14 protein-coding genes are annotated in these 12190 nt (G+C 67.1%); 3 read left to right on the top strand and 11 right to left on the bottom strand.

From position 1 onward, the window contains the following. On the top strand, positions 1-560 hold a 560-nt coding region (locus tag Q7V15_RS03035), incomplete at its 5' end, for a M48 family metallopeptidase (protein ID WP_304753759.1). A 5-nt stretch (positions 561-565) separates the two neighbouring features. On the opposite strand, the gene Q7V15_RS03030 is transcribed toward Q7V15_RS03035, so the two are convergent. From Q7V15_RS03030 to ectA, 9 genes are all read right to left on the bottom strand, one after another. Then, a complete protein-coding gene (locus tag Q7V15_RS03030; RefSeq protein WP_304753757.1) occupies positions 566-1333 on the bottom strand; it encodes an SDR family oxidoreductase in 768 nt (255 codons plus the stop codon). A 35-nt stretch (positions 1334-1368) separates the two neighbouring features. Continuing rightward, on the bottom strand, positions 1369-2166 hold the full coding sequence (locus tag Q7V15_RS03025) for an SDR family NAD(P)-dependent oxidoreductase (protein ID WP_304753755.1): 798 nt from the start codon (positions 2164-2166) through the stop codon (positions 1369-1371). Then, complete coding sequence (locus Q7V15_RS03020) at positions 2166-2735, bottom strand: carboxymuconolactone decarboxylase family protein (RefSeq protein ID WP_304753753.1); 570 nt, start codon at positions 2733-2735, stop codon at positions 2166-2168. The genes Q7V15_RS03025 and Q7V15_RS03020 overlap by 1 nt, the downstream gene beginning before the upstream one ends. 165 nt (positions 2736-2900) lie before the next feature. Further along, positions 2901-4343, bottom strand: a complete 1443-nt coding sequence (locus tag Q7V15_RS03015; RefSeq protein WP_304753752.1) for a sodium/proline symporter — start codon at positions 4341-4343, stop codon at positions 2901-2903. Between the two features lie 92 nt (positions 4344-4435). Next, entirely contained in the window at positions 4436-5884 is a 1449-nt protein-coding gene (locus Q7V15_RS03010; protein WP_304753750.1) for an aspartate kinase, read from the bottom strand. Then, positions 5884-6807 carry an ectoine hydroxylase gene (gene thpD, locus Q7V15_RS03005; RefSeq protein WP_304753749.1) on the bottom strand — a complete coding sequence of 308 codons (924 nt, stop codon included), beginning with the start codon at positions 6805-6807 and terminating at the stop codon, positions 5884-5886. The genes Q7V15_RS03010 and thpD overlap by 1 nt, the downstream gene beginning before the upstream one ends. Positions 6808-6920: 113 nt before the next feature. After that, positions 6921-7313 (bottom strand): ectoine synthase, encoded by a 393-nt coding sequence (locus Q7V15_RS03000; protein WP_304753748.1) that lies wholly within the window; start codon positions 7311-7313, stop codon positions 6921-6923. Positions 7314-7325: 12 nt separating this feature from the next. Beyond that, on the bottom strand, positions 7326-8639 hold the full coding sequence (gene ectB / locus Q7V15_RS02995; RefSeq protein WP_304753747.1) for a diaminobutyrate--2-oxoglutarate transaminase: 1314 nt from the start codon (positions 8637-8639) through the stop codon (positions 7326-7328). Continuing rightward, the gene (gene ectA, locus Q7V15_RS02990) at positions 8632-9264 is read right to left on the bottom strand and encodes a diaminobutyrate acetyltransferase (protein WP_304753745.1); all 633 of its coding nucleotides are present in this window, start codon (positions 9262-9264) and stop codon (positions 8632-8634) included. Before ectA ends, ectB begins: the two co-directional genes overlap by 8 nt. A 240-nt stretch (positions 9265-9504) precedes the next feature. Between ectA and Q7V15_RS02985 the strand changes: the two genes are divergently transcribed. Continuing rightward, positions 9505-9975 (top strand): MarR family winged helix-turn-helix transcriptional regulator, encoded by a 471-nt coding sequence (locus Q7V15_RS02985; RefSeq protein WP_304753744.1) that lies wholly within the window; start codon positions 9505-9507, stop codon positions 9973-9975. Positions 9976-10201: 226 nt separating this feature from the next. After that, the gene (locus tag Q7V15_RS16470) at positions 10202-10621 is read left to right on the top strand and encodes a GFA family protein (RefSeq protein WP_370689759.1); all 420 of its coding nucleotides are present in this window, start codon (positions 10202-10204) and stop codon (positions 10619-10621) included. Between the two features lie 285 nt (positions 10622-10906). On the opposite strand, the gene fghA is transcribed toward Q7V15_RS16470, so the two are convergent. Further along, positions 10907-11749, bottom strand: a complete 843-nt coding sequence (gene fghA, locus Q7V15_RS02980; protein WP_304753743.1) for an S-formylglutathione hydrolase — start codon at positions 11747-11749, stop codon at positions 10907-10909. A gap of 8 nt (positions 11750-11757) precedes the next feature. Further along, on the bottom strand, positions 11758-12190 hold a 433-nt coding region (locus Q7V15_RS02975), incomplete at its 5' end, for a zinc-binding dehydrogenase (protein WP_304753741.1).

The raw sequence follows: 12190 nt of genomic DNA, 5'->3' as shown, positions 1-12190 counted from the left end.
AGCGGGTCGCCAGCCAGATCGTCGGCGCTTCAGGCCTCGCTGGCCAAGCCTGGGAATATGCCGTGTTTGAGGATGCGTCGGTCAACGCCTTCGTCCTGCCCGGCGGCAAGGTGGGCGTGACCACCGGCATGATGGCTTTCGCCGCCAATGACGACGAATTGGCTGCGGTCCTGGGTCACGAGGTGGCCCATGTGATGGCCAACCATGCGGCCGAACGCTACTCCCAGTCGGCCCTCGCCCAGGTGGGCGCCGGTCTGGTGGGCGCTGCGACGCAAAATGCTGAAGGGGGCCTGGCGCAATCCCTCGGCCGCTATGCCGGGCCAGCCCTGCAGGTGGCCGTGCTGATGCCCTATTCCCGCCAGCACGAACTTGAGGCTGACCGGATCGGCCTGGACCTCATGGTGCGGGCTGGGTTCAGCGCGCGGCGTGGGGTCGAGCTCTGGCGGCGGATGGCCGCCCGGGGCGGTTCCAACACGCCGGCCATCCTCTCGACCCATCCCTCGGACGCCGCGCGCGTCCAGCAGCTGGACGCCTACATCGCCGCGCGCGGCTATTCCTGAGAGTTCTAGAACTCGGCTGAGCCGCCGTCGCAGGGCACCACGGCGCCCGTGGTGTAGGCCGAGGCCCGGCTGCTGAGGAAGATGGCCACGCCGGCGATGTCCTCCGGCTGGCCGATCCGGCCGCGGGGATTGTTCTTGGCGATGGCGTCCCCGGCCTGGGCCAGGGTCGCGGCCATCATCTTGGATGGGAAGGGCCCGGGCGCGATCGCGTTGACCAGGATGTGCTCGGGCGCCAAGCGCTTGGCCAGGTGGCGGGTCAGCATGATGCAGCCGGCCTTGGAGGTGGAATAGGCGTAGGTCTCCAGCGCCGGCGGTTCGATGCCGTTGACCGAGGCGATGTTGATCACCCGCCCCGGGTTCTCCGCCGTGGACGCCGCCCGCAGCAGGGGCAGCAGCTTCTGGGTCAGGAAGAAGATCGACTTCACGTTCAGATCGACCGTCTTGTCCCAGCCGTCCTCGGGATAGTCGTCGATCGGCGCGCCCCAGGTGGCGCCGGCATTGTTCACCAGCACGTCCAGGCGGCTTTCCCGTTCCTTGACCGCATTGGCCAGGCCTTCGATGCCCGCCATGCCGCCCAGGTCGAAGGGCAGCGAGATGCAGGTCCCGTATTCCGACAACTCCTCGGCCACCCGGTCGCAGACCTCAGCCTTGCGGGACGAAATATAGACCTTGGCGCCGTTCTCCACATAGCCGCGGGCGATCATCTCCCCGATGCCCCGGCTGCCGCCGGTCACGAGGACGACCTTGCCCTCGACGCTGAACAGGTTCTTCAAAACGCGCTCCTGAAATTCGCTGGAAATGAAATCGATCAGCCGATGCGGCTGGACATGCCGCCGTCCACCGGCAGCAGAACGCCGGTGATGAAGGCGGCCTCATCGCTGGCCAGGAACAGGGCCGCATAGGCGGTGTCCCAGGCCGTGCCCATCTTGGCGCGCAGCGGAACGCGGGCGCCACGCGCCTCACGGACGGCCTCGACGTCCTGGCCGGTGGCCTGGGCGATGCCGGACACGGCCATGGGCGTGTCCATCAACCCCGGCAGGATGGCGTTGCAGCGCACCCCATACTTGGCGTTGGACTGGGCGATGCTGGTGGTCAGGCGGTTCATGGCCGCCTTGGAGACCTCGTAGGCCACCTGGGTCCCGCCGGCCAGGGAGGCCAGGGACGAGATGTTGACGATGGCTCCGCCACCCTGGGCGCGCATGACCGGGATGGCCGCCTTGCTGGTCAGCCAGGCGCCCTTGAGATTGACCGCCAGGATCTTGTCGAAGGCGTCTTCCTCGACCTTGTGGGCCGGCCCGTCGCCGCCGCCGATGCCCACATTGTTCACCAGGATGTCGAGCCGCCCGAGGATTTCGCCAGCCGCGGCGATCACCGCCTCGGCGCCGTCGGCCTTGGCGATGTTCGCCGCCAGGGCGTAGGCCTGTCCGCCCTCGGCGGTGATCATGTCCACCGTCTCCTGGGCGCGCTCGGCCACCCGGTCGACGCACAGGACCCGGGCGCCCTCCCTGGCGAACAGGATCGCCATGGCGCGGCCGTTGCCAATGGTCTGGCCCGGCGTCTGGCCGGCCCCGCAGATGACGGCGGTCTTGCCTTCGAGCCGTGCCATCAGAATCCCTTCAGGTCAGGATCGAGGGTCTGGCCCTCATCCAGCTGGACGCCGAAGCTGTTCAGCATCATCGAGACCTGGGTGTACTGGCCGGCCGAGAACACGACGTCCATCTTCTGCTTGTCGCTGAAATGGGCGTCCAGCGCCTTCCAGGTGGCGTCGGTGATGAACTGGTCGTGGTGCAGTTCGTCGGCGGCGCGGATCAGGGCCGTATCGGCCGCGCTCCAGCCCTCGGCGTCGGGGCCGGCCTTGATGCGGGCGACCTCTTCGTCGGTCAGGCCAGCCTGCTTGCCGATGGGCACATGCTGGGTCCACTCATAGCCCGAGCGACACAGATAACCGATGCGCAGGATGACGATCTCCCGGTCCCGGGCCGACAGACCGTTGCGGCGCGACAGGATGTAGTTGCCCCATCCCATGAAGCCCTTCATCGCCTTGGGCTCGCGCACCAGAGTCCGGAAGATGTTGAGGACCCGGCCACGCTCGGCCATGGGGGCCAGCAGCTCCCGCTGATCGGCGTCCATATCCTGGTCGGCGAGGGGTTCGATTCTGGGCTTGGCCAGGCGCATGGGTCGTCCTCCGGTCCTTGATTTCGGCGCCCGCATCGTCTGCCCAGGAACCGGCCTCTAGGGTCGGGTCTGCCGGGCGCGGCGGCGGGCGCACCTGTTCTGTGGCCCTGTCATGGGCCGGACACGGCCAGGAGGTCAATCACCGGAGGCCGCGATCCTGGCCGCTCAGGCGGGCGCCGAAGACGCCGGGGCCGCCTCGGGGGGCGCGGCCCTGGCCGGCGCCTTGTGGCTGATGGCCAGCCCGATGATCGTCGGGATCAATATGCCCGGCAGGCCCTCATAGACCTGCTCATGCCAGCCCTGCATCCGCCAGGCGAAGGCGATGGCCACCCCGCCCAGCATCAGGGCGATGGCCTGGGGTTGGGTCAGCCGCCGCCCCAGGGCCTGTACGATCATCAGCGGACCAAAGGCGCAGGCGAGCGTCGACCAGGCCAGGATCACCAGGCTGAACACGCTGCGCGAGCCGCTGAGCGCGAAGGCGAGCGCCATGAGGGTGACGACGGCGGTGGTGGCCTTCATCATCCAGGCCTTCTGAACCCGGCCGCCCGCCAGGTCGCTGGTCAGCGCCGCCGAGCAGGCCAGGACCAGGGAATCGGCGGTGGACATGGTGGCGGCGAAAATGCCTGCCAGGATCACCCCGACCAGGGCCGCCGGCAGCAGCTCCACCGCCATGGTCGGCAGGGCGAGCTCGGGATCCAGGGCGCCGAGGTCAGGCAGATAGAGCCGCGACATCAGACCGACACCTGTGGCCAGCAGGTAGAACAGGGTGAAATAGCCATAGTACCAGCCCCGGGCCGCGGCCATGTCGCTGGGCTCGTTGAGCGCCATGAACCGCACCATGACATGAGGCTGGCCGATGACGCTGATGCCCGCGAACATCCAGCCGACAACGAACAGCGCCATGCCCAACAATCCCGGGAACAAGAGGTCGTCCGGGAACAGGTTGAGGAAGCCCGGGATGGCCGCCATCTCCAGATAGGTGGCGTCCAGTCCCCCACGACCGACCACCGCCACCACCAGCAGCAGCGTCATGGCGAAGACCATGACGATGGACTGGGCCGCATCGGTCCAGATCGAGGCGCGGATGCCGCCAAAGGCGCTATAGGCGAGAATGAGGACCGCCGAGATGATCGCTCCGCTCTGCGGGGTCCAGCCCAGCACGCCCTGCAAGGCCTTGCCGCCGGCGGCGATCTGAGCGGCGGCATAGGCGCCCAGGAAGATCACGGCGATGACCGCGGCGATCTTGCGCCACAGGCCGAAGTCCTGCCCCGACCACTTGGCCACCACCGCGCCGAACGACACCTGCCCCGAACTCTCGGTCACCTCCCGCAGGCGGCGGTGAATGAACAGCGAGGCCAGGAAGTCGCCGAGGATCCAGCCCACCATCAGCCACATGGCCGCCAGCCCGGTGACATAGGTGAAGCCGATCACCCCGATAAACATGTAGCCGGAATTGTTGGTGGCCACCGCCGACAGCCCCGCCAGCGACGGACGGACATTGCTGCTGGCGAGGTAGTAGTCCTTCTTGGAGGCCTCAGCCTTGCGCACCGACGCCAGGCCGATGGCGACAAAGGCGGCCAGACACAGCAGGAATACGATCATCGTCATGGCGCAGCCTCGTGACGTTCAATGCTCAGGTCAAAAATCGGTTCAAAAACAAAGCGCCCGCGGCGCTGGGCCGCGGGCGGAAATCCCAGCCCTCAGGCCGCGCTGCGCAGAGGTCGGGCAAGCGCGCCGTCCTCCTCCACCAGGCGTCGGTGCAGGGCGATGACGGCGGCGGCGTAGCTGTCTTCCGAGACGACGAACTGGATGTCGACCCGGCGCGACAGCTGCTGCAGGCCAAGCACCTCGACCCCGCCTTCGCCGAGCGCCAGGGTCGCCCGGCTGGTCAGTCCGGGCACGTTCAAATCGCTGCCAATTACCGCAACAATGGCCACTTTTCGGGTCGAAATGGCCGCATTTGGGAACATCTCTTCCAGGTCTGAAATGACCCGTTTCACCTGCTTGGGATTGGCGTCCAGGTGGTGGGTGATGGTGTTGGCGTTCGACGCCTTTGAGACGATCCGCACGTCGTGGCGCGACAAAACCTCAAGGATTCCCGCGTCATAGCCCTTCACCCCGACCATGTCCTGCTCCAGCAGCTCCAGGGTGGTCACCCCCTTCATGCCGGCGATGATCTCCACCCGCGGCGTCTCGGAGATGAACGCCCCGCAGATCGAGGTGCCCTGGTCCTGCGGCTCGAAAGTATTCTTAACAATCAATGGGATACCCGCGTGGCGCAGGCCCCGGGCGGCCCGGGGATGGATAGCCTCCATGCCCAGATTGGCCAGCTGGTCAGCCACGTCGTAATTGGTCCGGCCGATCTTCCGCACCGCTTCGGCGCCCACCAGGTTGGGGTCGGCGCTGGAGAGGTGGAACTCCTTGTGGATAATGGCCTCGCGGGCGCCGGTCAGGACGGCGATGCGGCTGAACACCACCTCGCTATAGCCCCGGCCAAACTCCTTCATCAGGCCCTCGCGGCGCTGGCCAAAGCCGGTGGCGATGGGCAGTTCGGCGCTCACGTCCACGCCTTCGAAGGCGTCCTGGATGCGTTCGTCGAGCGTCAGGGCGCGCTTGTCGTGCCAGGCGGTGAGGTCGACGAAGCGGGCGTTCACGCCCCGCCGGCGCAGCTCCAGGGTCAGGTTATGGGCGCTATGGGCCTCGCCCAGGGACGCCAGCATCTCGCGTGCGGCGCCCAGCTGGGTGTCCAGGCGGAAGTGACCGTGGGCGCAGAGGCGCTGCAGGTCGCTCAGCGCCGAGCGCGCCTCCTCGATGCGGGCCAGGATGAAGGCGTCGGCGGTCTGGCGATCCTCGCCCTCGGCGAACCGGTCGGCGTTGATCTTCAGCATCTCGGCCTGCAGGCGGGCCATGGCGTCCAGCCAGGCTGAGGCCTCCAGGGCCGAGGCCCCGGCGAACAGGGCGTAGACGCCAGGCGTCCCGGTCTTCTTGTGTTCCAGCAGCTGGTTGGTGATGCCGGCATAGGCCGAGACCACGAAGATGCGGCCATAGAGGTCGGCGCCCTGACGGTCGCCCACCAGGATGTTGTCCATCACCGCATCGGTGTTGGAGATCGAGGTGCCGCCGATCTTCTCGACTGTATGTCCGCTCATCAGGCCGCCCTCACCTGCTGGGCCAAGCTGCCGGAGACCGGGACCAGGCGTTGGGTATGCTCTCGCGCGGCGATGAACTCAGGCCGCGGGCGTTCGGCCCCGAAGGGCTTTTCAAGGCGGTTGGCCCAGGCGTTGTAGACCATGAAGGCGTTGGCCCGGGGGAACGGGGTGATGTTGCCGTTGGACCCATGCATGGTGTTGCAGTCGAAGATCACCACCGAGCCGGCGGGACCCGTCGGCGCCACGATACCGTGCTGCTCGGCGAGCTTGGCCAGGCTGTCGCGGTCAGGCACGCCGTACTCCTGCTTGCGCAGAGACTGCTTGTAGTGGTCCTCCGGCGTCTCGCCGACGCAGGTGACGAAGCTCTTGTGCGAGCCGGGCATCAGCATCAGCGGCCCGTTGAACTCGAAATTGTCCACCAGCTGGACCGACATGGAGATGGCCCGCATCCGGGGCATGCCGTCCTCGGCGTGCCAGGTCTCAAAGTCGGAGTGCCAGTAGAACTCCTTGCCGTCGAAGCCGGGCTTGTAGTTCAGCCGGGTCTGATGGAGGTAGACCTCGTCGCCGAGGATGTGATTGGCGATCCTCACCAGGCGTTCGTCCGCCGCCAGCCGACCGAGCAGCGCGCTCTGCTGGTGAACCGCGAAGATCGAGCGCAGGGCGCCCGACGCGGGCTCAGCCACGATGGTCTGCGGGTCCAAATCCGCCGGAATCCCGCGCAGGCGGTTCATTTCAGCCTGCAGGGCGGCGATCTCATCGGCTTCGAAGACGTTTTCCAGCACCAGGAAGCCGTCGCGCTCGAAGGCGTCGTGCTGGGCGTGGCTCAAGGGCGACTCAGAGTGCCAGTCGCTGTGGATCGCAGGGTCCCGGCGCGCCAGCCACTGCGGCTGGTCGGCGACCCGGGAGGGATAGAGATCGGTCATGAAAGGCTCCTTCCGCCTCGGGGCTCCTGACCGGCCCCCTCGGAGGGCGGGTCGGAGTCTCCATCAAGTCAAAGGGGGGGGGCTTGGGCGGCCTTGGCCGCCCGAGGCCCGCCTCAGACGGTCTCGGCTTCCAGCGGATAGGCGCCGGTGTCGTCGTGGACCTCCAGCCCGTTGAGGGGCGGGTTGAACACGCAGGCCATCTTCATCTCGGACTTGGCCCGGAGGATGTGCTTGTCGTGCTTGTCCAGGGCGTACATCACGCCGGGCTTGATCTGGTGGACCTCACCGGTGGCGATATCCTCGATCGAACCCTCGCCGGAGACGCAGTAAACGGACTCCAGGTGGTTCTGGTAATGCATGGGCAGCTCGGCCCCGGCATAGATGGTGGTCATGTGAAAGGAGAAGCCCATCTGGTCCTCCTTCAGCAGCAGGCGGGTGCTCTCCCAGCCCTTGGTGACCACCCGGCGGCGGGTCTGCTCGGCTTCGTGCAAGTCGCGTACGATCATTAGAGATACTCCTTAGGCCGCCGAGCCGAGCGCCTGGCGCTCCGCAACCTCGGCGACACAGTCGGCTAGAATGTCGAGGCCGGCGTCGAGGTCGGCGTCAGTGATGTTGAGGGGCGCCAGCACCTTGAGAATCTGATCGTGGGCGCCGCTGGTTTCGATGATCAGGCCCCGCTTGAAGGCCGCATCGACCACGGGGTCGGAGACCTCGCTGGAGCCGACGTCCAGGCCGCACATCATGCCGCGCCCCTTGATCCCCTTGACCACGCTGCGGTTGGCCAGGGCGATCTCCCGCAGGCGTTTGCGCAGGCGTTCGCCGGTCTTCTGGACCTCGGCGGCGAAGCGGTCGTCGGACCAGAAGGTGTCGATGGCGGCCTTGGCGGTGACGAAGGCGTGGCAGTTGCCGCGGAAGGTGCCGTTGTGCTCACCTGGCGACCACTGGTCGAGCTCTGGCTTCACCAGAACCAGGGCCATGGGCAGGCCCATGCCCGACAGGGACTTAGCCATGGTGATGATGTCCGGCTTCACCCCCATGTTTTCGAAGCTGAAGAAGGTCCCGGTGCGACCGCAGCCGGCCTGAATGTCATCGACGATGAACAGGGCGCCGTGCTTGTGGGCGATCTTCTCGATCTTGCGCATCCACTCGGCCGAGGCGACGTTCAGGCCGCCCTCGCCCTGAACCGGCTCAACGATGATCGCGGCGGGATCATCGACGCCGCCCGAGGGATCGCTCAGCATCTGCTCAAGCTGGGCGGCGGTGTCCACGTCCTGGCCGAAGTAGCCGCAATAGGGCATGCGGGTCACCCCGTTCAGCGGCGTGTGCGCGCCGCCGCGATGGTGGCTGTTGCCGGTGGCCGACAGGGCGCCCAGGGTCACCCCGTGGAAGCCGTTGGTGAAGGCGATGATATTGGTGCGGCCGGTGACCTTGCGGGCCAGCTTCATCGCCGCCTCGACGGCGTTGGCGCCGGTGGGGCCGGTGAACTGGGCGCGATAGGTCATGCCCCGGGGCTTGAGGATCTTGCCCTCGAGCGCCTCCAGGAACTCCGCCTTGGCCCGGGAGTGCATGTCCAGGCTGTGCACCACCCCGTTGCGCTCGATGTAGTCGATCAGCGCCTGCTTCATGGCCGGATGGTTGTGGCCATAGTTCAGCACCGAGCAGCCGGTCAGGAAGTCGATATAGCCCTTGCCCTCGCTGTCGTACTGCCACGAGCCCTCAGCCCGGTCGAAGATGGCGGGGAAGCTGCGCGAATAGGACCGCACCTGCGATTCCATCCGCTCGAAGGTGGCGAAGGGGCGCGGGCTCTGCGCCGGGGTCTCTGCGTCATACATATTGAAGTCCCTTCCTTGGGGTCGGGTCGGTGAGTTGAGTGTCGGCCGCCAGGCCGTGGTTTTGAGTCGCCGGGCCGCTGGGCGGCTCGAAGGGGCCGATGACCACCAGGTGTTCGGTCTCGTGGCCTGGGGGGAAGTGCTCTCCCTTCAGGAACCACGGCGCGTCGCTGATCGGACCTGAGAGCCGCCTCGCCACGCCTTTGAACAGGCCCCAGGAGGCGCCGTTGTCGGGCGTGATTGTAGTCTTGATCTTCGTCACGCCCTGGCAGACGGGACGGGCCAGCAGGTGGTCGATCATCTGGCCAGCCAGGCCGAGGCCCCGGGCGCTCTCGCCCACCGCCACCTGCCAGACGAAGAGGACGTCGGGCTCCTGCGGCGGCCGGTAGGCGGAGATCCAACCCACCAGCTCATCGCCCCGCTTCACCGCCACGCAGGTGTCGGCGAAGTGGGTGCATTGCAGGAGGTTGCAATAGACCGAGTTCTGGTCGAGCGGCGGGCAAGCGGCGACCAGGCGGTGAACCGCCAGACCATCGTCTGCCTCGGGTGAAGTGAACTCCAACCCGCCCCCCGAGCGCTCTCCGTCGCCCGGCGCACCGGACGACGTGTGATTGCTCTGCATTTCCATGGGCCGTTATTTCGTTCGCGGAACTAACTATGTCAACCCCACCTGCCCAGCGTTTGCGCAGGCATTCAGGGCGAGATGGGGGAAATCGCCAGGAATTCACGCAGTTCCATCAGAATTGGCGAATTCTGTTAATTCGCGCTTCGAATTGTCCGTGAGATCCCGCGTCCCGACGCTTGCCTCTCCGCGGGTTCTGCGAGATCAGGGGTCAGCGATGACTCAGGACGCCTGGAGGAGACGGAGATGGAGAGCCGCGTCAGCGACGCCCTGGTGGCGATCCGCCGGATCGTCCGCGCCGCCGAGTTCGCTTCAAGGGATCTGGCCCGGACCACAGGGCTGACGCCCTCTCAGCTTATCGTGCTGCAGATCGTCGCCCGGGAAGGGGAGCCCGGCGCCGGCGCCATCGCCGAGGCCGCCCGGCTGAGCCAGGCCACCGTCACCGCCCTGCTGGACAAGCTGGAGGCCCGAGGCCTGGTGATCCGCAACCGCGGCAGTCAGGACCGGCGGCGGGTCTCGGTGGAGCTGACGCAGGAAGGCCGCCGCGCGCTGGCCGACATGCCCGATGTGCTGCAGGACCGATTCGCCGCCCGCTTCGAGAACCTCGCCGACTGGGAACAGGCCTCGATCATCGCCGGCCTGGAACGGGTCGCGGCCCTCCTGAACGCCGAAGGCATCGACGCCTCGCCGGTGCTGGATGTGGGGGCGTTGGATTAGGCTCCGCCGTCATTCTCGGCCTTGTGCCGAGACTCCCTCTCGCAGCTCGCGCCCGCCCTCGACAGGGATGCTCGCCACAAGGGCGAGCATGACGGGGTGGGGGTGGTCGCGGCCTGGAATGAGCAGCCGCAGTGGGTGGACAGGGACCCCTTAGCCGCGCGCCAAGTTTGATCTTCCGCTGCTCCTCTCACCGTGTTGGTATCTTCTGAAACCAAAGGGGGCGGGGATGACCATCCGAATGGCGCAATGTGCGTGTCGCGCTTGCGAAGTTGAGGTTGAGGGCGAACCGGTCAGCAGCGGACTTTGCAGCTGTGACAACTGCAAACGGCGTACGGGGGCTCCGTTTGGGTGGTCGGTCTACTTCCACGATGAACAGGTCAGGAGGGTCGAAGGTCCGCTGACCGTCCTCGAAGGCCTGGGCAAGCGCTGGTTCTGCGCAACCTGCGGCTCGACCCTTTACTGGAAGTCCTTCGGGGCATGGAGACCCGGCCAGACGGGGTTCGCCGGAGGCTGCTTTGCCGATCCCACACTGCCCTCCCCCACGATCGCGGTGCGCTGCGCCCAGGGGATGCCGTGGATGGGCTACCCCGCGGGCTGCGCCCTGTTCGACGACATGCCCCCGAGCGCCCCAGCTCCGGCATCGTGAACGTCCGTGGTAAAGGACGCCCCTCGGACCCACCCCGTCCGCTTGACCAGAGCTGAGCGGCCGGGCCTGCACGCGGGCGAGTAAGGGAGCGTTCACATGGGCGAAGAGGGCTTGGTCGCGAGGGGGCGCCAAGGCGGCGCCCGCGCCTTCGCGCAACCTAATTGCCGTCATTCTCGGCCTTGTGCCGAGACTCCCTTGTGACGCTTGCGCCCGCCCTCGACAGGGATGCTCGCCACAAGGGCGAGCATGACGGGGTGTTGATGGATGAGCGTGGGAATACCCCCCTCAGCCTTTCAGCTTCTCCGCATGGAAGGCCACGTGGTCGGCGATGAAGCTGGCCATGAAGAAGTAGGAGTGGTCGTAGCCGGCCTGCCGCCGCAGGGTCAGTTTCTGGCCGGCGGCGGCGCAGGCGGCCTCCAGCAGTTCGGGCTTGAGCTGTTCGGTCAGGAAGTTGTCGGCGAGACCCTGGTCCACCAGAATGTCGTCGAACCGGCCCTGGGCGGCGCTGGCCTCGATCAGCTGGGCGGCGTCGTGGTCCGCCCAGGCGGCGCGGTCTTCGCCCAGATAGGCGGTGAACGCCTTCTCCCCCCAGGGGCAGCGGGTGGGCGAGCAGATGGGCGCGAAGGCTGAGACCGACCGGAAGATGTCGGGGTGGCGCAAGGCGAGCGTGAGCGCGCCATGGCCGCCCATGGAGTGGCCGGAGACGCCGATCTTCGCCCGCGCAATGGGGAACTCGGCGATCACCGTCTCCAGCAGTTCGCCGGTGACATAGGTCTCCATCTGGAAGTGCGGCGTCCAGGGCGCCTGGGTGGCGTCCACATAGAAGCCCGCCCCCTGGCCCAGGTCATAGGCCGGATCGTCGGCCACGCCCTCGCCGCGGGGGCTGGTGTCGGGGGCCAGGATGGCCAGCCCGTGGGCGGCGGCCGGGCCATAGGCGCCGGCCTTGGTGGTGAAGTTGTCCTCGGTGCAGGTCAGGCCCGAGAGCCAGACCAATAGCGGGAACGGTCCCTCGCCTTCCGGCAGGAAGAGCGAGAAGCGCATGGGCGTGCCGGTGACCGCGCTCTGGTGGCGGAGATAGCGGAGGGTTCCGCCATGGACGCGGTGCTGCTGGACGATCTCGAGGCTCATCGGCGCGCTCAAAAGACCACGACGCTGCGGATGCTCTCGCCCGCATGCATCAGGTCGAAGGCCTTGTTGATGTCTTCGAGCGGCATGGTGTGGGTGATCATCGGGTCGATCTCGATCTTCCCGTTCATGTACCAGTCCACGATGGTCGGCACGTCCGTGCGCCCGCGGGCGCCGCCGAAGGCCGTGCCCTTCCACACCCGGCCGGTGACCAGCTGGAACGGCCGGGTGGCGATCTCCTTGCCGGCCTCGGCCACGCCGATGATGATGCTCTCGCCCCAGCCGCGATGGCAGGCCTCGAGCGCCTGGCGCATGACCTGGACATTGCCGGTGCAGTCGAAGGTGTAGTCGGCGCCGCCGCCGGTCATCTCCACCAGATGGGCCACGATGTCGCCGGAGATTTCCTTGGGATTGACGAAGTGGGTCATGCCGAACCGGCGGCCC

Source organism: Phenylobacterium sp. (assembly GCF_030651755.1).
GTDB lineage: Bacteria > Pseudomonadota > Alphaproteobacteria > Caulobacterales > Caulobacteraceae > Phenylobacterium.
This window is presented reverse-complemented; position numbering and strand designations above follow the sequence as displayed.

What these genes read in the sequence shown, in the direction of transcription:
- Q7V15_RS03010 (WP_304753750.1), bottom strand. Translation starts at nt 5,884, where the DNA reads ATGAGCGGACATACAGTCGAGAAGATCGGCGGCACCTCGATCTCCAAC.
- Q7V15_RS03020 (WP_304753753.1), bottom strand. Translation starts at nt 2,735, where the DNA reads ATGCGCCTGGCCAAGCCCAGAATCGAACCCCTCGCCGACCAGGATATG.
- ectA (WP_304753745.1), bottom strand. Translation starts at nt 9,264, where the DNA reads ATGGAAATGCAGAGCAATCACACGTCGTCCGGTGCGCCGGGCGACGGA.
- ectB (WP_304753747.1), bottom strand. Translation starts at nt 8,639, where the DNA reads ATGTATGACGCAGAGACCCCGGCGCAGAGCCCGCGCCCCTTCGCCACC.
- Q7V15_RS03015 (WP_304753752.1), bottom strand. Translation starts at nt 4,343, where the DNA reads ATGACGATGATCGTATTCCTGCTGTGTCTGGCCGCCTTTGTCGCCATC.
- Q7V15_RS16470 (WP_370689759.1), top strand. Translation starts at nt 10,202, where the DNA reads ATGACCATCCGAATGGCGCAATGTGCGTGTCGCGCTTGCGAAGTTGAG.
- Q7V15_RS03025 (WP_304753755.1), bottom strand. Translation starts at nt 2,166, where the DNA reads ATGGCACGGCTCGAAGGCAAGACCGCCGTCATCTGCGGGGCCGGCCAG.
- thpD (WP_304753749.1), bottom strand. Translation starts at nt 6,807, where the DNA reads ATGACCGATCTCTATCCCTCCCGGGTCGCCGACCAGCCGCAGTGGCTG.
- Q7V15_RS03000 (WP_304753748.1), bottom strand. Translation starts at nt 7,313, where the DNA reads ATGATCGTACGCGACTTGCACGAAGCCGAGCAGACCCGCCGCCGGGTG.
- fghA (WP_304753743.1), bottom strand. Translation starts at nt 11,749, where the DNA reads ATGAGCCTCGAGATCGTCCAGCAGCACCGCGTCCATGGCGGAACCCTC.
- Q7V15_RS02985 (WP_304753744.1), top strand. Translation starts at nt 9,505, where the DNA reads ATGGAGAGCCGCGTCAGCGACGCCCTGGTGGCGATCCGCCGGATCGTC.